Raw genomic sequence first — 18,319 nt, forward strand, 5'->3', positions numbered from 1 at the left:
TATCAGTCACCGCGCACTCGTCACTCCGGGATATCCATGACCACCGGATGGCAGGCCAGGAGCTGCAATTATGAACAGTCAGGGGCGTAGGCTTCGGTCAGAGCCTGCCAGAGCCCTCTCCGATCTTCCTCAGAGAGATCCCGGCATCGCTTCTCGACGGATCGCCGAAGCCTGCGGATATTGTTTGCCTGCCAGCCGCCACCGGATTTCTGTCGCAGGCGGCAGCGATCGAAGTCGATCAGGTAGACCCGTTCGCCGGACACCAAAATGTTGTCGACATTGAGATCGACATGATCCAGGCCAGCATCATGGAACCGGCGAATCGTGGCACCGACCTGAGCCCAGAGCGCCTCCTCACGGTAGCGGGGACTGGCTGGCAGCGGCACCGCCCCGGGAATACGCCGAATCAGGATAGCGGCCCGATAGAGCCAGGAGGAGCGCCGCTGGCAGAGCGCGGCCACCGGCTCAGGAACCGGTAAGCCCCGAACCTGCAACGCCATCAGCAACTGGAACTCGGCAAACGAGCGGGCCTGCCGCTGCGAGGAATACAGATAGCTGCGCCTGGACAGTTTGGCCGGCAAACCACCCCGGCGGTAATGCCGCAAAACCCAGTCCTCACCAGCATGATGGACAAACCAGGCACCACCACGCCCGCCGGTACTCACCGGGCGGGCCTGGTCTTCCCAGAAATCAGGATCAAACCAGTCGGTCGTGATCTGCTGCGCCACGTCAGCGCGGGCCAGTATCGCCGCGCGCTGATCAGGCAGCTGGATTTCTCGCGCAGGCGACGAGTCGTTTCGGGTCATGGTGCTCACAGGTATAAATGCCCGAACGGTCCGGGACGCCTTTTCGGGAGTGCGTTAAAATGGCGCCCAGTTTAGCAACGAACCCTGGGCCGCCGCCACAGCGCGGGCCAGGCCAGCACGGAACCCACTGTCTATGAAGTCCATTTGCATACTCCGCCTGTCCGCCATTGGTGACGTGACCCATGTGGTTCCCGTCGTCCTCAGCTTGCAGGAACAATGCCCGGGCATTCAGATCACCTGGATCATCGGCAAAATCGAGGCCCGTCTGGTCGGCGACCTGCCGGGCGTTGAATTTATCGTGTTCGACAAGAAGGCGGGGCGTCAGGCCTACAGCGATCTGCGCCAACAGCTCAAAGGGCGCCGTTTCGACGCCCTGCTGCACATGCAGGTGGCGTTTCGTGCCAACCTGGTTGCCGCCTGCATCCCGGCGGACATCAAGATCGGTTATGACAGGGCCCGCAGCAAGGACCTCCACAGCTTATTTATCAACCGTCGCATTCCCGCCACCCCCAAACAACATGTACGCGACTGCCTGGCGAGCTTCCTGGAGCCTCTGGGGTTACAGCCGGCGCCGCCCAGATGGGCGTTCCCCCTCAGTGACGAGGATCATGCCTTTGCCCACGACCAGTTGGCCCACGACCGGGTCAACCTGGTGATCAGTCCCTGCGCCAGCCACATTCTCCGAAACTGGTCAGCCGAGCGATACGCCGCCCTGGCGGACTACGCCATCCAGCACCACAACGCCAATGTGATTCTGGTGGGCAGCCCGGCTCCCTTTGAAAAGGCCATGTGCGAGCAGATTGCAGCCGCGATGAAAGAACGCCCGCACAATATCTGCGGCCAGGACACCCTGAAGCAACTGACGGCGCTGCTCAGTCATGCCGACTTGCTGGTTGCGCCGGATACCGGTCCAGCCCATATCGCCAGCGCGGTGGGCACCGATGTGCTTGGACTCTACGCAGGCAGTAACCCACAACGCTCCGGCCCCTACCAGTCTCTGGCGTGGTGCGTTGACCGCTACCCCCAGGCGCTGGAGCAGAACTGCGGCAAAACGGTGGAGCAGGTGCGCTGGGGCACCAAGACCGAATATGAAGGGGCAATGGATCTGATCACCGTCGAGGACGTCACGGCCACACTTGACCGCTGGATGGCAGAGCGTTTTCAGGGGCCCGGAAAGCCCTACGCCAAAGCCCCCGAGGCTTCGTAAGAGGAGTGCCGCCGGAGCTGGCTCCGGCGGTCACTGTCAGGGCTGATCAGCTACGGGCGGTGTAGTCCTGGTAGGACTTTTCTTCCACAAACCGCGAGCCCAGAGCCAGGTTGATGTCTTTCTTGATCGCGGCACGTTTGTCGTTGGTGACATAGACCGCCCGCGCCAGTTCGATGAAGCGGTCGCCGAAATCTTGGGCCGCCTCCTGGTCACGGATGTCATCCTCGATTTCCCACAGCTGCTCATTCACCATTTTAAGCTGCTGCCGCAGCTCGGCGATGGCGGCCTGGTCAGCAACCGCTTCGTCCCAGGTCCGGCTCAGCTCTTCCAGCTCCAGCCGCACGTTCTTGACCTTGGTCTCATCCGCAATGCGCTCGGACTTGATCTCCAGAATGGTGATCTTGTCGAGAACCTCGCCGAAGGAGACCGGCACCTTGATTACATCAGTCATGGGATGCTTCCTGAATTTGGGGTTCGTACCGTTGCTTGAAAGCCGCCATTCTAGCAGGAAAGCACAAATCGGGGCATGGGCTTACCAGATGGTAAGCCCTATCCGATCACGCACTACGCCAACATGATCCGCCGCCACAGAGTCTGGATGTAACGGCGTTCGCTGGGAAACGCCTCGCCATCCACCTGGCTATTGAGGTTCTGCAAAGCGCGACGGTGGATGGTGGAGCGCAGGTTGATGAAGGCTTCACGCAGTCGCTCAGTGTCAGCCACCGGCAGCACCCCCGCCCGGCCCAGTTCCTCCAGCTGGCGAATGTTATCGGACCACTGGGTCAGTTCTGGATGATCCGCGCTGTAGGCCAGCACCAGATACTGAACCAGAAACTCAATATCGACGATCCCGCCCCAGTCGTGCTTGATGTGAAACACCGCAGGCGGCTCTCCCGCAACCGTACGGGTGCCCAGGCTCGCCCGCATTTTCTCCCGCATCTCAGCCACTTCCCGGCGCAGTTGGGCGCGATCCCGAGACTGGCAGAGAATGCCGTGACGCAGCTCCTCAAACGCCGCCAGGGTCCGCGGGCAACCTGCCACTCCCCGGGCCCGGGCCAGCGCCTGATGCTCCCAGGTCCAGGCGTCCTGATGCTGGTAACGATCAAACGCCGACAGGGTGCTGACCAGCAGCCCGGAATTGCCAGAGGGCCGCAACCGCATGTCCACCTCGTAGAGCTGTCCCGAAGGCGTCTGGGTACTGAGTATGTGCACGATACGCTGGCCCAGCCGGGTGTAGAACACCGCGTTGTCGATGGCACGATCACCATCGGTCGACTGTTGCGGATCGGCATCGTGGATAAAGACCAGATCCAGGTCCGAGGTGTAGCCCAGCTCGATCCCCCCCAGCTTGCCGTAGCCGACCACCGCAAAATCGGTGTCGCAGGCGCTCCCGTCCGCCCGTTGCGGATAACCATGGCGACTGACCAGATTGGCAAAGGCCACATCCACCACATGATCGAGCACCACCTCGGCAATCCAGGTCAGGTAGTCGCTGACTTTCATCAGCGGCAGTGTGCCTCGCAGCTCCGACGCCGCCACCCTGAGCACATGGGCCTTCTTGAAGTGGCGCAGGGATTCCATCTGCTCTTCCAGATCCTCATAGGGAATCCGCAGCATCTGCTGGCGCAGGTCGTCCTGCAATTCGCTCTTGGCCGGCGGGTGATAAAGGCTTTCGGCGTTCAGCAGCTCATCCAGCAGCAGCGGCGTCTCTGCCAGCAGGCGGGCGATCCAGGGGCTCTCGCTGCACAGTTTCACCAGTTGCCAGCGCGCCCCCGGGTTCTCCAGCAAAAGCACCAGGTAAGCCGTTCGCCGCAGCACCGCCTCCACCAGTTGCATCACCCTGGCCAGAGTCTCCGACGGATTGTCCACCTGGGTCACCGCCTCCAGCAGCACCGGCATAAACTGATTCAGGCGCTGGCGCCCCTGGGTCTGCATGGTCTGGGTCTGGCGCCCCTGCCGCAGTTCCTCCAATACTTTCAGCGAAGCCTCGGGCGCCTCGTAGCCATGCTCGGACAGCCAGGCCCCGGCCGCCTCCGCATCCAGCTCACCGAGCCACAGTGACGCCCAGCCTTCGTCGAGAGTCTCGGTGGTTTCAGCGTCCTCGTCGAGCGTGATGATGTCGGCGAAATGCCGCGCCACTTTCTCGCGGTGTGCGTTCAGCTCGTCCAGGCAGGTCTGCCAGTCATCGAACCCCAGAATCAGCGCCACCCGGGCCTGATCGATCCCGGTGTCGGGCAGCAACTGGGTCTGCTTGTCGGCGATACCCTGCAGAGCATGCTCCAGATTGCGCAGGAACACATACGCCGCCCGCAACTCCGCCACCACGTCAGAGGGCAACAGTTCCAGCGCCTCCAGTTGGGTCAGGATGGCCTGCAGCTCCCGTTGCTGGAGCTCGCGGTCACGTCCACCACGAATCAGCTGGAACGCCTGCACCACGAACTCGATCTCGCGAATGCCACCACTACCCAGCTTGATGTCGTTATCCAGCCCCTTACGACGCACCTCGCGATTGATCATCGCTTTCATATTGCGGAGCGATTCGAATGCGCTGAAATCGATGTACTTGCGGTAAACAAAGGGGCGCAGGCTGGCCATCAGTACCGCCCCGGCACGCTGGTCGCCGGCGACCACCCGGGCCTTGACCATGGCGTAGCGCTCCCACTCCCGGCCCTGATCCTGATAGTAAGATTCCAGGGCCGCAAAACTCAGTGCCAGGGCGCCACTCTGGCCGTACGGACGCAGCCGCATATCGACCCGGTGTACGAAGCCGTCGGCGGTAATCTGGTCCAGGGCCTGAATCAATCGTTGTCCCAGACGGACAAAAAACTGCTGGTTGTCGAGGGTGCGCCGACCTCCCCGGGTCTCGCCACTGCTCGGGAAGGCAAAGATCAGGTCAATATCCGAGGAAACATTGAGTTCCCGGCCACCCAGCTTGCCCATACCTAGCACCACCATCGGTTGCGGCGCCTCTTCACCAGTGACCGGATCGGCGCCGTAGGGGGTGCCAAACGCCTCGCAGGCATCGGCGTAGAGCCAGTCCAGAGCACCCTGGATAGCGATGTCCGCCAAATCACTGGTGGCAGCAATGGTCTCTTCCAGGTCCGCCCAACGCAGCAGATCACGCCAGATGATGCGGAACTGCACTTCCTTGCGAAAACGACGTAACGCCGCCTGCAGCGCCGGCTCACTGTCCACGGCAGTGACGTAGTCGCGCCAGCACGCCTCCAGCGACGCGCGGGTCGTCGGCTCTGTCAGTGGTCGCTGCCTGACCGCATCGGCCAACCGCTCGCTGTCCCGGGTCAGAATCTGGCGCAGGAACTGGCTGCTGGCCAGCGCCCTGGCCAGGTCCTCGGCCGTCACCCCAGCGCTTGCCAGCCACTCAGGCAAGCCCTCGGGACAGCTTTCCTGCCAACTTGCGGCGACTTCTTCCGCCAGAATGGCGGGTAACCCCTGCCACGGCTCGGACATAATGCAACCCCCTGTTTCTCTGTTATATTGTCGCCAAAGCCCCTGCGAATCGCACGCCAGTGGGCGTAAGACGAACACTACCATTCACCGGACCAGACTATACATGCTTCGAGACCGTCGGCCCCTGAACCCGGAACATCAGCTCGCCCACTTGCCCATGGCCAGTATTATCCGCAGCCGGATGAAACGGCTGTTCCTGATCCTCGGCGGACTGATGGTCTGTCAGGTACTGATTCTATGGTCGGTGGAACCGCTGTCGCTGTTCGAGGCCGCCTGGCTGACCATGACCACGGTCGTCACCGTTGGCTATGGTGACTACGCCCCACAAACGGTCATCGGCCGACTCAGCACCATTGCGCTGATGTTCGTGGCGGCGATTACCCTGCTCACCCTGATTGTGAGCGACTTCATTGAGTACCGGTTCTACCGGCGCGAACGAATCGTTACTGGACGCTGGATCTACCCCATGAAAGACCACATCGTGATCATCAACACCCCCCGCCACGGCGGCGAGCAATATTTCATGCGCATTGCCAAACAGATACGGGCAGTGCCGGAATACCATAGTATTCCCATCCAGATCCTCACCCGCCAGTACCCCAACGGGCTACCACCGGAGCTGACGGATCTGGGTTTGATCCACTACCACGGCTCCGGCAGCGACCCGGAAGCGCTCCGGGCTGTTCACGCCGGCGACGCCAAGCACATCCTGCTGCTGGCGGCCGACGAGTCCGACCCCCACTCCGACAGCCTGACCTTTGACATCGCCCATCGGCTCAGCGAAGCCAACCTCGGTGGCCGGGTAATCGCCGAGGTGGTGCGGGATGAAAACCGCTCCCGTTTCCAGCCGCTGGGGATTCGGACGGTGATCCGGCCAGTGCGTACCTACCCGGAAATCATGGTGAAAGCAGTGGTTGCCCCTGGCTCGGAGCGAGTACTTGAGGACCTGTTCAACTACGAACAGGATCATCCCCATCGTTACGACATTGTCCTGGATGACCTGAACTGGGCAGACATTGTCAGCGCGCTGATCCGTCATGGCATCGGTACCGCCCTCGCCTACATAAACGGCGATGGCGAGGTCATCTGCCACCCTCCAGTGGACGAGGAGATCGAGGGCAAGGGCCTCATTGTGCTGGTCAAATCCCAGGACACACCCACCGTCGCCGTAGTGGAGGAAGCGCTGGATCGCTACCGCCAGTTCGTAGCCAAGTGGCATGAAATGCAGGAGCGTGCCGGCAACACCTGAGGCGCGGTCTCAGGTGTTGATCAGCGCCAGCTGGAGAGCCCCCAGGTTCTCTACAACCTCAGGGTCAGGGCTGTCGCGGAGTCGTCGCAGATCGGTCTTTTGAGCCTCGCTGAGAACGCCCTCATAACCCGCCAGCACATCGTCCAGCGCCAGGCGCAGTTCATCGGTCAGTGCGCCGGTGAGCCAGCCGACGCTCACACCGTGGCACAGCCGGGTCAGGGCATCGCTGTCCGGGGCCAGCGCAGAGGGGTCATGCAGGCCCGCCAGGAAGTAACCCTGCTCCGCCTTGCTGATCAGATTGAGAAAGCAGCTATACGCCGCCGACAGCCGGGTGGCCCAATGCAACAGTCGCCGTTCATCCCCCGCCTTCAGCTCGAATTCCACCTCACACAACGGCCGGCTCTGGTCACCGGCAATGACCCGCCCCAGGTCAAAGGCGCACTCGATCACCGTGTCGCCCTCCTCCAGCATGACAATACGACGTTCGAAGTTGGTTTCGAACACCGGCTCCAGCTCCGCCAGGTTAACCCCCTCCGCCAGCGGCGTATCTGCCAGCAGGCCCAGATTGAGACGGGTGCCCGTCAGTGGCCACTCCCATTCCTGACGGCGATGGGCGCCAGCGCGAAACTCTCCCTGGGTTTTCAGGGTCTGGATGTAACGGTCGCCGGCACGGCGTACCCGTAAAGCAGCACGCTGACGATTGAGCTCGGCCTTGGGGGTATCGAAATAGGTGTTGATGAGGGCCTTGGTCTCACCGGCCGCCGCCTCGGGCAGCTCGCTGAGCCATTGGAAGGCCGCTTCAGCGGTCGCGGGGGATAGGGTCAGCTTGATTTCAAGTTCCTGGGCCATGGTGCACCTTGGGGCAGAGTCCGTTTCCGCCAGCATACACATCGCCAAAAAAAACGGCGACCCGAGGGTCGCCGTTTCATTCCACGTTCTAACTCAGGTTAGCTGAATCAGAAGTAGTAGACCGCACCAACAGAAGCGATGGAACGCTCGTCGGTGGAGGCAGTGTTGCCCTGACTGTCGGTGTAAGAGTATACCTCGTCACCGCCACCCAGGTAGCCTTCAAAGTAGACGTACATGTTGTCAGACACGTTGTGCAGCGCCTGCAGGGTCACAGTATCACGCTCAGTGTCGTTGGCGTCGTCAGCAGTAGCCAGCTCGTAAGACAGCGCGAACTGGTTGGCACCGATGGTGTAAACGCCCATCAGGCCCGCTACGTCGTAAGCGTCTTTACGGGTCTGGTACTCGGCAGAAACAGTGAAGCTGTCTGCACCGTAGGCAGCACGCAGGCCGTAGGTGTTCTCGGCGTTGCCGTCGTGGTTGTCGTTGGAGTCCATGGCCAGAGCCAGCTCAACACCACCCATTTCGTAGGCAGCCGCCAGCTGGTACGGATAGGACTTCTCGGCGTTTTCAACGTCACCGTTAACCTGAACAGCGGCGCCCAGAGTCAGGCCTCCGAAAGACGGGGTTTCGTACTGGATCAGGTCGCCTTCGCCAGTGCTGTAGCTGCCGCCGATGCTGATGGTTGCAACTTCGTAGAAGTTGGCGATCTGGTCGATCTTACGCTCGTACAGGGAGTCGTCAGAACCTACCCAGATCTTACCGAAGCTGTCACCCTTAACACCGATGTAGGCTTCGTCAAGACGAACACGGCCGCGGCCCTTGGTCTTGTCGTCAGCGTCAAAGCCGTCCAGCTCCAGCTTGAAGAAACCTTCCAGGCCCGGGGCAATTTCGTGGCTGTGCTTCACACCCAGGGTGGAGCCGTTGTCGAAATGATCAACTGTGGAAGGACCACCGTCGAAGTTGTCGTGTGCCAGTGCGTACTGGATGTTGCCGTATACGGTCGGCATGTTGTCTGCGGCCAGGGCAGAAGCGGAGAAGGTTGCCGCTGCGATAGCAGATGCGATGAGCGTCTTCTTCATGTTGCGTCTTCCTTTTTTGAGTTAACTCAGGTTTTAGCGTCGGGTTCTACCCGTTCTTTTTTGACTTCGACAATCGAGCCAGGAACGGGCCCGATTGTGTGTCGTAAACATGTCACTTTCATGACAAATAGTAAATGACGACTTAAGTGTTAACGGCACTGGAACCACCGTGGCCAAGACCACCGGGATTCGCCTTCGCTCCTTAAGCGTCAGCTACTTACAGGCTTTAATTAAAGCACTGCATGATGAATTCGTTTTAATACAAGGTTTTCACATTTGCAAACATTTCTACCAGATTTTTTAGTCCGTTTCGTGACAGTTCATGGCTGTTTTATAGCCAACTGCCCATCCAACTGACCATTCAAACCTGGGACCAACTTAGCCTTTCTTCACGGCTTTCAGAGTGATAGCTCAGCAAAGGCGCCGGACGACCATTTCCCGGGCAAGTCCAGCACGAACGAATGCACCAGTTTGGATCGTACGGTTACAACCCCGAGGTTGGCACGACTCACACTTCCAGCAAGAACGTGACCGGACCATCGTTTACCAACGCTACCTGCATGTCCGCACCGAACCGTCCCTCACCCACAAGCTCTGTACCCAGGGCTGCCCTGGCGGAGGCGATAAAGCGTAGATAGAGTTCATTGGCTTGATCAGGGGGAGCGGCGGAAGAAAAGCCGGGGCGGGTTCCGGAGCGGGTATCAGCGGCAAGGGTAAACTGGGGGACAACCAGCAGCCCCCCTTTTATATCCTGGAGGCTGCGATTCATTCGCCCCTGGTGATCAGGGAACACACGGTAGGACAGAATCTTTCGGCACAGCGACTGCACCTGAGCCTCACCGTCTTCGCGCTCAACCCCCAGCAACAGCAGCAACCCGGTATCAATCTCCGAGAGCCGGTGACCTTCGACGGTCACACTGGCCTGTTTTACCCGCTGTATCAACCCCTTCATAACGTATCCGTTTGAATCTAGGAGCACAGATTCTAACGACCACGTCACTTTTCCTGCAACTGCCAGCCCCGGAAATTGCTTTACCAATCGTAACAGAGCCGCTGATGGTCACTCAGGAAGTCGTTTCCTGGGATTTCTCCACCACCTCATCTACAGCGTGCATCAGGGCATCCACAATTGCCGGCTCGGAGGCGGAATGACCCGCATCGCGAATGATGCGCAGATCCGCGTCAGGCCATGCCTGGCTCAGCACCAGGGCATTGTCCAAAGGACACACCATGTCGTAGCGGCCATGGACGATGATGCCGGGAATCCCAGCCAGCGCACTGGCATTGTTGAGAATCTGGTCCGGTTCCAGAAAGGCCCGATTCATGAAGTAGTGGCACTCGATTCGCGCCAGTGCGATGGCAACGTGGGGATGACCGAAATGGTCCACCACCGCCGGATTCGGGTGCAGGGTGGCACACCGCCCCTCCCAGATAGACCAGGCCTTGGCTGCCTGGATCTGCTCCAGCTCGTTGTCACTGGTCAGACGCCGATAGTAGGCCGACACCAGATCGCCCCGCTCCGCCTCCGGGATCGGCGCCAAAAAGTCGCGCCAGTAATCCGGGAACACCCGGCTGGCGCCTTCCTGATAGAACCAGTGAATGTCCTGGGGCCGGCACAGGAAGATGCCCCTCAGCACCAGCCCCATCACCCGCTCCGGATACTGTTCGGCGTAGACCAGACTGAGGGTGGAGCCCCAGCTTCCGCCGAACAGCACCCAGCGATCAATGCCCAGGAACTGCCGGACCTGCTCCATGTCCGCCACCAGATCGGCGGTGGTATTGTCCGCCAGCTCCGCCAGAGGCGTGGAGCGACCGGCCCCACGCTGATCCAGCAGGATGATGCGATAACGTTCGGCATCGAAGAACCGCCGGTAGTAGTCCTCACAGCCGCCCCCGGGGCCGCCGTGGACCACCAGCACCGGAATCCCCTCGGGATTGCCGCTTTCTTCCAGGAAGAGCTCGTGGGGAGGCGTCACCTTGAGGCGGTGACGGGCATTGGGACGGAGTTCTGGGTAAAGGTTCAACATGGAGGCATCACCTGGTGTCCATTAATGAAAGGTGCCTGTCGTCGACATCGAAGCAGTATGACATGAAACGCTTTGCCTCGCCCAAAACGCGAAAGGGGCGACCCTGAGGCCACCCCTTCCACCAAACCAATCCGCTCTGCCAAACCTGACCGGGCCCGAGCAATCACCCGGGCCGGTCAGCTCGGCGTCCCGATCAGCCCTTGTTGGCGCGCTTGCGCTCGTTCTCGGTCAGCAGCTTCTTGCGCAACCGGATCGATTTCGGCGTCACTTCCACCAGCTCATCGTCATCGATGAACTCAAGCGCCTGCTCCAGGGTGTGCTTGATCGGCGGCACCAGCCCGATAACCTCGTCCTTGCCAGAGGCACGCATGTTATCCAGCTTCTTGCCCTTGGTGGGGTTCACCACCAGATCGTTATCACGGCTGTGAATACCACAGAGCTGGCCTTCGTAGATTTCCTGGCCGGGGTCGAGGAACAGCTTGCCACGGCTCTGCAGGGTCTCCAGTGAGTAGGTCAACGCGGTACCTGTTGCCATTGACACAATCACACCGTTCTGACGACTGGTGACATCACCCACCTTGATCGGACCATAGTGGCTGAAGGTGGAGGTCAGGATACCGCTACCGGACGTCATGGTCAGGAAGGTGTTGCGGAAGCCGATCAGACCACGGGCCGGAATGGTGTATTCCAGGCGCATGCGGCCCTTGCCATCCGGCGTCATGTTGGTCAGCTCACCCCTGCGCAGTCCCATCTGCTCCATCAGCGGGCCCTGGTGCTCTTCCTCGATGTCGACGATCACGTTCTCGTACGGCTCCTGCTTCTCGCCGTCGATTTCGCGGATCACCACTTCCGGACGACCCACCGCCAGCTCGAAGTTCTCCCGACGCATGTTCTCGATCAGCACCGACAGGTGCAGCTCACCCCGGCCAGATACCTTGAACTTGTCGGCGGAGTCCCCTTCTTCCACCCGCAGCGCCACGTTGTGCAGCAGCTCCTTCTCGAGGCGCTCCTTGATGTTGCGACTGGTGACGTACTTGCCTTCCTTGCCGGCGAACGGCGAGTCGTTGACCTGGAAGGTCATGGACACGGTAGGCTCATCCACTGTCAGCGGTGGCAGTGCCTCAACGGCATTCTGGTCGCACAGGGTGTCGGAGATGTACAGTTCATCCAGACCGCTGACGCAGACGATGTCGCCGGCCTGAGCTTGTTCAACCTCGACACGCTGTAGCCCGGAATGACCCATGATCTTGAGAATCCGGCCATTGCGTTTCTTGCCGTCCGCGCCAATGGCGGTGACCGGAGAGTTGGTGGTCACCTTGCCGCGCATGATCCGGCCGATGCCGATCACACCCAGGAAACTGTTGTAGTCGAGCTGGGAAATCTGCATCTGGAACGGGCCGTCCAGATCAACATTGGGCGCAGGAACATGGTCCACGATGGCCTGGAAGACCGCATCCATGTTGTCGTCCAGCTTCTCGTGGTCCTCGCCGGCGATGCCGTTGAGGGCGCTGGCGTAGACAATCGGGAAATCCAGCTGCTCGTCGGTGGCACCCAGGGCATCGAACAGGTCGAATACCTGATCCACGACCCAGTCCGGACGCGCGCCCGGACGGTCGATCTTGTTGACCACCACGATCGGGTTCAGACCTGCGTCGAACGCTTTCTGGGTAACAAAGCGGGTCTGCGGCATCGGGCCGTCGATGGAATCCACCACCAGAAGCACACTGTCCACCATGCTCATTACCCGCTCGACCTCACCACCGAAGTCGGCGTGTCCCGGGGTGTCCACGATGTTGATGTCGTAGTCTTTCCACTTCAGCGCAGTGTTCTTCGCCAGGATGGTGATGCCACGCTCTTTTTCCTGGTCGTTGGAGTCCATAACGCGCTCATTCTCGAGCTCTTTACGGTCCAGAGTGCCAGACTGGCGCAACAGCTGGTCCACCAGGGTGGTTTTGCCATGGTCGACGTGGGCGATGATGGCGATATTACGAAGATTCTCAATCACAACAATATCCTGCGGCATGCGTACTGACCTGAGAGGTCTCAGGCGGCGGTCGTTCCCGACCACACGCACACCGTCTCAAATCCGTTAAGTAAAAGAACCGGCCCGGACATCGCTTGCTGACAACGAAAGCACAGTCAAGCGCGGCGGCCAGGCCTCTCCTCCCCCAGGGACACTTTTGAGTGGCACAGCCAGTGCCAGCAGAAACCAAACAGAAGGTATGCGGTGCCCGTTCAGGAACAGGGTCGGTGAGGCGGCGCGCAGTATAACGGAAACTTGATGTCGTTAGTATGAATAATGGTCGCAATTGGCAGGTAATTCCCACGACGACAAACACCCTGACGCACCATTTAAGTGCATCAACCAAGGGGTTTGCACCATTTTGGTGTTGAGCTACGCTCGTGACACGGCGTTTTGCGCCCCGAAAGCGCATCTGCCCGACAGCCAGGGCCCGTCACTGCGCTGTTCTGGCGCATGCACGAAAAACTGGCACGGACCCTGCTTTGTCTTACGCAACCAATTTTGAAGGTGAGCGTCTGTTGCTTCTGATAAGCTACGCCCACCTGATAACAAGGCTGCGTCGGCCCACGCACTGAGGCGGGAGCGCCGGCCAAACGCAACAAAGAACACCGACACGCCCGCCTGCGGGCTAAACAACGGAGCTTGCATAATGTCCAAGACGATTGACCTGATCAAAGAGCACGAAGTTAAGTGGATTGACCTCCGGTTCACCGACAGCCGCGGTAAAGAGCAGCACGTGACCCTGCCGGCCACCGAAGTGGACGAGGATTTCTTCACCGACGGCAAGATGTTCGACGGCTCCTCAATCGCCGGCTGGAAGGGCATCAACGAATCCGACATGATCCTGATGCCGGACGATGAAAGCTCCGTTCTCGACCCGTTCACCGAAGAAACCACGCTGAACATCACCTGCGACATCGTCGAGCCGACCACCATGCAGGGCTATGAGCGTGATCCCCGCTCCGTTGCCCGTCGCGCCGAAGAATATCTGAAATCCACCGGTATCGCCGATGGTGCTCTGTTTGGTCCGGAGCCGGAGTTCTTCGTATTCGATTCGGTGAAATGGAACGTCGACATGAGCGGCGCCATGTACTCCATCCACTCCGAAGAAGCGGCATGGGTTTCCGGCGAAGACTTCGACCGCAACAACATCGGTCACCGTCCGGGCGTGAAAGGCGGTTACTTCCCGGTGCCACCGGTTGACAGCCTGCACGACCTGCGTGGCGCGATGTGTGCTGCCATGGAGTCCATGGGCCTGGAAATCGAAGTGCATCACCACGAAGTGGGCACCGCTGGCCAGTGCGAAATCGGCGTTGGCGCCAACACCCTGGTGAAGAAGGCCGACGAAGTACAAATCCTCAAGTACTGCGTGCATAACGTCGCCCACGCCTACGGCAAGACCGCGACCTTCATGCCCAAGCCTGTGGTTGGTGACAACGGCTCCGGCATGCATGTGCACATGTCCCTGAACAAGGACGGCAAGAACATCTTCGCTGGCGACGGCTACGCCGGCCTGAGCGAAACCGCCCTGTACTACATCGGCGGTATCATCAAGCACGCCAAGGCCATCAACGCCTTCACCAACTCCTCCACCAACAGCTACAAGCGTCTGGTGCCGGGCTTCGAAGCACCGGTTATGCTGGCCTACTCCGCCCGTAACCGCTCTGCCTCCATCCGTATCCCGTACGTCAACAGCCCGAAAGCCCGTCGCGTGGAAGTCCGCTTCCCGGACCCGGCCGCCAACCCGTACCTGGCGTTCGCAGCCCTGATGATGGCCGGCCTCGACGGTATCCAGAACAAGATCCACCCGGGCGATGCCATGGACAAGGATCTGTACGATCTGCCGAAAGAAGAAGCCCTGAACATTCCGACGGTTGCCGGCACCTTCCAGGAAGCCCTGGACTGCCTGGAAGCGGACCACGAGTTCCTGACCCGTGGCGGCGTGTTCACCGAAGACATGATTGCCGGCTTCGTTGACCTCAAGCGCGGCGAGATCGAGCGCCTGAACATGACCACTCACCCGGTCGAGTTCGACATGTACTACTCCTGCTGATCCTGACGGATGACGCAGTGCCTGAAGCCCCGCCCTGTGCGGGGCTTTTTTATGCCCGTTTGCCAACTCAAAGCGGTACCGACAACCGAGCCTTAACGCTTTGTAACCAAGGGCAAAACCCATGGCGTTGCAATGTCCGATTGCGCTATCGATAATCCAGAAGAGGCTTACGCAGTCTCTCGATCCCAATAACCACAACGGACCAGGGCTATGACACCAAGGATTGCAGTATTCGCCGGCGCACTGACGGCACTGACTTCACCGGCGTTTGCCGAGATCTACCGCAGCGTGGATCAGTACGGCAACGTCACCTACTCAGACGAAGCCAGTGACCAGTCCGAGACGGTGGAGGTCAAGCCAATCACAACCATTACCCTGCCCAAACTGGAAGATGTCACCCAGACAGAAGCGGCGCCGGAGGCCGGCGATACCAGCGCCCAGCCTTACGACAGCATCCGCTTTGTATCGCCAGGTAATGACACCGCGTTTCACAGTGGCAACGGTGACGTGGAATTCCAGGTCAGCAGCAGCCCGGCCTTGCGTGAGGGTCACCTGTTCGAGGTTGCCCTGGATGGCGCCCCGGTCGGCCAGTCCAGCTCGGGTTCGGTGATGGTGCGCAATGTTTTCCGCGGTACCCACCAGGCCGACGTGCATGTGATCAACAGCGATGGCGTCCGCGTCCAGAGTGGCAACAGCATCTCCTTCACCATCCACCGGCCGTCCGCGCAGAATTGACCGAAACGGCGCCATACCCTGGCGCCCTCCCTACCGGCGCCCCTGCCGACAAAGCACCAAATTGGTGCGTCCGCACCAAATAGCGGCCATACTCTGTGCCAACGCAGGGCGCGCGTCTTTTACCGTGCCCCGCTGTAACCGTCTCCGGCCAGGACAACTCAACCCCGTGCCGCGGTGAATGCCCCGCAACACGGCACCCTGCCGGTCTCCGCGCCGTATTCAGGCTGAGGCGGTGCACTCATTTCGATCCCGTCAGGGCTTTTGGGCCAAAGTGGTTCACTTCTTGCAGAAACGCCCTGCATACCAAGGGGAGAATCATGGCGACGTCTGCTGGCTACAAACACCTTCTGGACAACCTCACCACGGCGGTGCTGGTGCTGGATGCAAAACTCAACGTGCAATACCTCAATCCATCGGCCGAAAGCCTGTTTGAGACCAGTATCACCCGTGCCCAGGGTAACCCGGTGGTGGACCTGCTGGTGGAATCCGAAGAAGCCCTCGACACCCTTCACGCCGCCGCCCTCAATGGCCAGTCCTACACCAAGCGGGAGGCCGAATTCCTGCTGACCTCCGGCACCCGACTGACGGTGGACTACTCGGTGTCACCGACCGGCAGCCAGAAACCGGAACTGTTGGTGGAAATCCAGCCCCGGGACCGATTGCTTCGCATCACCCGGGAGGAGGAGATCATTGCCAAACAGGAAACCAGCCGCATCCTGGTCCGGGGCATGGCCCACGAGATCAAGAATCCACTGGGCGGAATCCGTGGCGCGGCACAACTGCTCGACCGGGAACTGATCGACGAAGGCCAGCGGGAGTACACCCAGGTCATCATCAACGAGGCCGACCGACTGCGCAGTCTGGTCGACCGGATGCTGGGACCCAACCGCGCATTACGGATGGCACCGACCAACATTCACGAGATTCTGGAACGGGTGAGAACCCTGCTGGAGGCGGAAAGCCGTGGCGAAATCCGCTTCCGTCGCGACTACGACCCCAGCCTGCCCGAGTTCCAGGGAGACAAGGAACAGCTGATTCAGGCGGTGCTCAACATCGCCCGCAACGCCATGGAGGCCGCCTTTGAGCACCACGACAACAGCCGTGAGGAACCGCCCACCATCACCTTCCGCACCCGCGCCCTGCGCCAGTTCACCATCGGCCACACCCGTCACCGGCTGGTGTGCCGCATTGACGTCATCGACAACGGCCCCGGCATTCCTCCGGAACTGCTGCAGAACATCTTCTACCCCATGATCAGCGGCCGGGCCAGCGGCACCGGCCTGGGACTGTCGATCACCCAAAGCATCATTGGCCAGCACAATGGGCTCGTGGAATGTGAGAGCGAGCCCGGCCAAACCGACTTCATCATCTTCCTGCCCCTGGAGGACCAAGCATGAGCCAATCGGCAAACGTCTGGATCATCGACGACGATCGCAGCATTCGCTGGGTGCTGGAGCGCGCCCTGAGCCAGGCCGACATGAAACCACGGGTTTTCGAGAACGGCGAGAGCATCATCACCCGCCTGGAGCACGAACAGCCGGACGCCATCATCAGTGACATCCGCATGCCGGGTGTCGATGGCATCACCCTGCTGTCGAACATTGTCGAGCACCATCCCGACCTGCCGGTCATCATCATGACCGCCCATTCCGACCTGGACAGCGCCGTCACCAGCTACCAGACCGGGGCCTTCGAGTACCTGCCCAAACCGTTTGATGTGGATGACGCGGTGGCGCTGGTCAAGCGTGCCGTGGCCCACAGCCACGAGCGTCGCGCCACCAGCGAGCCGGCCGTCGAGGCCAGCCAGCGCAACGCCGAAATCATCGGCGAGGCACCGGCGATGCAGGAGGTGTTTCGCGCCATCGGCCGGCTGTCACATTCCAACATTACCGTGCTGATCAATGGCGAGAGCGGGACCGGCAAGGAACTGGTGGCCCAGGCCCTGCACAACCACAGCCCCCGGGCCAGCCACCCGTTCATCGCCCTGAACATGGCGGCGATTCCCAAGGATCTGATTGAGTCCGAGCTGTTTGGTCACGAGAAGGGCGCCTTTACCGGTGCCGGTGCCGCCCGCCATGGCCGCTTCGAGCAGGCCAACGGCGGCACCCTGTTCCTGGACGAGATCGGGGACATGCCTGCAGACACCCAGACCCGGCTGCTGCGGGTGCTCGCCGACGGCGAGTTCTACCGGGTGGGGGGCACCACCCCCATCAAGGTGGACGTGCGGATCATTGCCGCCACGCACCAGGATCTGGAGAAACTGGTGCAGGACGGCTCGTTCCGGGAAGACCTGTTTCACCGCCTCAACGTCATCCGGGTACACCTGCCCAAACTGGCGGAACGCCGCGAAGACATTCCCCGGCTGATGCAGCACTTTCTCAAACGGGCCGCCCGGGAACTGGCGGTGGAACCCAAACTGCTGCGCCCGGAAGCGGAGGAATACCTCACCACCCTGCCCTGGCCCGGCAACGTCCGTCAGCTTGAGAACACCTGCCGCTGGCTCACCGTGATGGCCAGCGGTCGCGAGATCCACATCGACGACCTGCCGCCGGAACTGCTGCAGCAATCCGAAGCCCCGGCCACCGGCCAGACCTGGCAGGAAGGCCTGCGCAACTGGGCGGAACAGGAACTCAAACGCGGCCACAAGGGACTGCTGGATGTGGCGGTCCCCGAGTTCGAGCGCATCATGATCGAAACCGCGCTCAAGCACACCGGCGGCCGCCGGCGGGACGCCTCCATCCTGCTGGGCTGGGGCCGCAACACCCTGACCCGCAAGATCAACGAACTGGGCATGGACCACGAGGGCCATCCGGACGATTGATG

At 60.7% G+C, this 18,319-nt stretch carries 14 protein-coding genes; 6 read left to right on the forward strand and 8 right to left on the reverse strand.

Going from position 1 to position 18,319, the window contains the following annotated elements; all coding sequences use genetic code 11:
* Positions 1–68 precede the first annotated feature (68 nt).
* Complete coding sequence (locus tag MLD24_RS16885) at positions 69–806, reverse strand: 3-deoxy-D-manno-octulosonic acid kinase (protein WP_248168209.1); 738 nt, start codon at positions 804–806, stop codon at positions 69–71.
* Between the two features lie 133 nt (positions 807–939).
* Between MLD24_RS16885 and MLD24_RS16890 the strand changes: the two genes are divergently transcribed.
* Positions 940–2,013, forward strand: a complete 1,074-nt coding sequence (locus MLD24_RS16890) for a glycosyltransferase family 9 protein (RefSeq protein ID WP_248168211.1) — start codon at positions 940–942, stop codon at positions 2,011–2,013.
* Positions 2,014–2,059: 46 nt separating this feature from the next.
* Here the strand turns inward: MLD24_RS16890 and MLD24_RS16895 are convergent, their stop codons facing one another.
* Both MLD24_RS16895 and glnE read right to left on the reverse strand, forming a co-directional pair.
* Positions 2,060–2,464 carry a DUF6165 family protein gene (locus MLD24_RS16895; protein ID WP_227172429.1) on the reverse strand — a complete coding sequence of 135 codons (405 nt, stop codon included), beginning with the start codon at positions 2,462–2,464 and terminating at the stop codon, positions 2,060–2,062.
* 113 nt (positions 2,465–2,577) lie between these two features.
* Positions 2,578–5,481 carry a bifunctional [glutamate--ammonia ligase]-adenylyl-L-tyrosine phosphorylase/[glutamate--ammonia-ligase] adenylyltransferase gene (gene glnE / locus MLD24_RS16900; protein WP_248168213.1) on the reverse strand — a complete coding sequence of 968 codons (2,904 nt, stop codon included), beginning with the start codon at positions 5,479–5,481 and terminating at the stop codon, positions 2,578–2,580.
* Positions 5,482–5,584: 103 nt separating this feature from the next.
* Between glnE and MLD24_RS16905 the strand changes: the two genes are divergently transcribed.
* Positions 5,585–6,730, forward strand: a complete 1,146-nt coding sequence (locus MLD24_RS16905) for an ion channel (RefSeq protein ID WP_248168215.1) — start codon at positions 5,585–5,587, stop codon at positions 6,728–6,730.
* Positions 6,731–6,739: 9 nt separating this feature from the next.
* Here MLD24_RS16905 and MLD24_RS16910 read toward each other — a convergent pair whose 3' ends face one another.
* From MLD24_RS16910 to typA, 5 genes are all read right to left on the reverse strand, one after another.
* Positions 6,740–7,579 carry a CYTH domain-containing protein gene (locus MLD24_RS16910; RefSeq protein WP_248168217.1) on the reverse strand — a complete coding sequence of 280 codons (840 nt, stop codon included), beginning with the start codon at positions 7,577–7,579 and terminating at the stop codon, positions 6,740–6,742.
* A gap of 107 nt (positions 7,580–7,686) precedes the next feature.
* Entirely contained in the window at positions 7,687–8,658 is a 972-nt protein-coding gene (locus tag MLD24_RS16915; protein ID WP_248168219.1) for a porin, read from the reverse strand.
* Between the two features lie 508 nt (positions 8,659–9,166).
* A complete protein-coding gene (dtd, locus tag MLD24_RS16920) occupies positions 9,167–9,610 on the reverse strand; it encodes a D-aminoacyl-tRNA deacylase (protein WP_248168221.1) in 444 nt (147 codons plus the stop codon).
* A gap of 112 nt (positions 9,611–9,722) precedes the next feature.
* Entirely contained in the window at positions 9,723–10,685 is a 963-nt protein-coding gene (pip, locus tag MLD24_RS16925) for a prolyl aminopeptidase (RefSeq protein WP_248168223.1), read from the reverse strand.
* A 193-nt stretch (positions 10,686–10,878) separates the two neighbouring features.
* Positions 10,879–12,690, reverse strand: a complete 1,812-nt coding sequence (typA, locus tag MLD24_RS16930) for a translational GTPase TypA (RefSeq protein WP_248168225.1) — start codon at positions 12,688–12,690, stop codon at positions 10,879–10,881.
* A gap of 667 nt (positions 12,691–13,357) precedes the next feature.
* Between typA and glnA the strand changes: the two genes are divergently transcribed.
* From glnA to ntrC, 4 genes are all read left to right on the forward strand, one after another.
* Positions 13,358–14,761, forward strand: a complete 1,404-nt coding sequence (gene glnA / locus MLD24_RS16935; RefSeq protein ID WP_227172436.1) for a glutamate--ammonia ligase — start codon at positions 13,358–13,360, stop codon at positions 14,759–14,761.
* Positions 14,762–14,971: 210 nt separating this feature from the next.
* A complete protein-coding gene (locus MLD24_RS16940) occupies positions 14,972–15,496 on the forward strand; it encodes a DUF4124 domain-containing protein (RefSeq protein ID WP_248168227.1) in 525 nt (174 codons plus the stop codon).
* Positions 15,497–15,813: 317 nt separating this feature from the next.
* Positions 15,814–16,893 carry a nitrogen regulation protein NR(II) gene (gene glnL, locus MLD24_RS16945; protein ID WP_227172438.1) on the forward strand — a complete coding sequence of 360 codons (1,080 nt, stop codon included), beginning with the start codon at positions 15,814–15,816 and terminating at the stop codon, positions 16,891–16,893.
* The gene (gene ntrC, locus MLD24_RS16950) at positions 16,890–18,317 is read left to right on the forward strand and encodes a nitrogen regulation protein NR(I) (RefSeq protein ID WP_248168229.1); all 1,428 of its coding nucleotides are present in this window, start codon (positions 16,890–16,892) and stop codon (positions 18,315–18,317) included. The genes glnL and ntrC overlap by 4 nt, the downstream gene beginning before the upstream one ends.
* Positions 18,318–18,319 lie beyond the last annotated feature (2 nt).

This window comes from Marinobacter xestospongiae (assembly GCF_023156385.1).
Lineage (GTDB): Bacteria > Pseudomonadota > Gammaproteobacteria > Pseudomonadales > Oleiphilaceae > Marinobacter > Marinobacter xestospongiae.

Excerpts from the sequence above, each read along its gene's own strand:
- pip (WP_248168223.1), bottom strand. The coding sequence starts at position 10,685 with ATGTTGAACCTTTACCCAGAACTCCGTCCCAATGCCCGTCACCGCCTC.
- dtd (WP_248168221.1), bottom strand. The coding sequence starts at position 9,610 with ATGAAGGGGTTGATACAGCGGGTAAAACAGGCCAGTGTGACCGTCGAA.
- MLD24_RS16890 (WP_248168211.1), top strand. The coding sequence starts at position 940 with ATGAAGTCCATTTGCATACTCCGCCTGTCCGCCATTGGTGACGTGACC.
- MLD24_RS16915 (WP_248168219.1), bottom strand. The coding sequence starts at position 8,658 with ATGAAGAAGACGCTCATCGCATCTGCTATCGCAGCGGCAACCTTCTCC.
- MLD24_RS16940 (WP_248168227.1), top strand. The coding sequence starts at position 14,972 with ATGACACCAAGGATTGCAGTATTCGCCGGCGCACTGACGGCACTGACT.
- MLD24_RS16905 (WP_248168215.1), top strand. The coding sequence starts at position 5,585 with ATGCTTCGAGACCGTCGGCCCCTGAACCCGGAACATCAGCTCGCCCAC.
- MLD24_RS16910 (WP_248168217.1), bottom strand. The coding sequence starts at position 7,579 with ATGGCCCAGGAACTTGAAATCAAGCTGACCCTATCCCCCGCGACCGCT.
- MLD24_RS16895 (WP_227172429.1), bottom strand. The coding sequence starts at position 2,464 with ATGACTGATGTAATCAAGGTGCCGGTCTCCTTCGGCGAGGTTCTCGAC.
- glnE (WP_248168213.1), bottom strand. The coding sequence starts at position 5,481 with ATGTCCGAGCCGTGGCAGGGGTTACCCGCCATTCTGGCGGAAGAAGTC.
- ntrC (WP_248168229.1), top strand. The coding sequence starts at position 16,890 with ATGAGCCAATCGGCAAACGTCTGGATCATCGACGACGATCGCAGCATT.
- MLD24_RS16885 (WP_248168209.1), bottom strand. The coding sequence starts at position 806 with ATGACCCGAAACGACTCGTCGCCTGCGCGAGAAATCCAGCTGCCTGAT.
- glnA (WP_227172436.1), top strand. The coding sequence starts at position 13,358 with ATGTCCAAGACGATTGACCTGATCAAAGAGCACGAAGTTAAGTGGATT.
- glnL (WP_227172438.1), top strand. The coding sequence starts at position 15,814 with ATGGCGACGTCTGCTGGCTACAAACACCTTCTGGACAACCTCACCACG.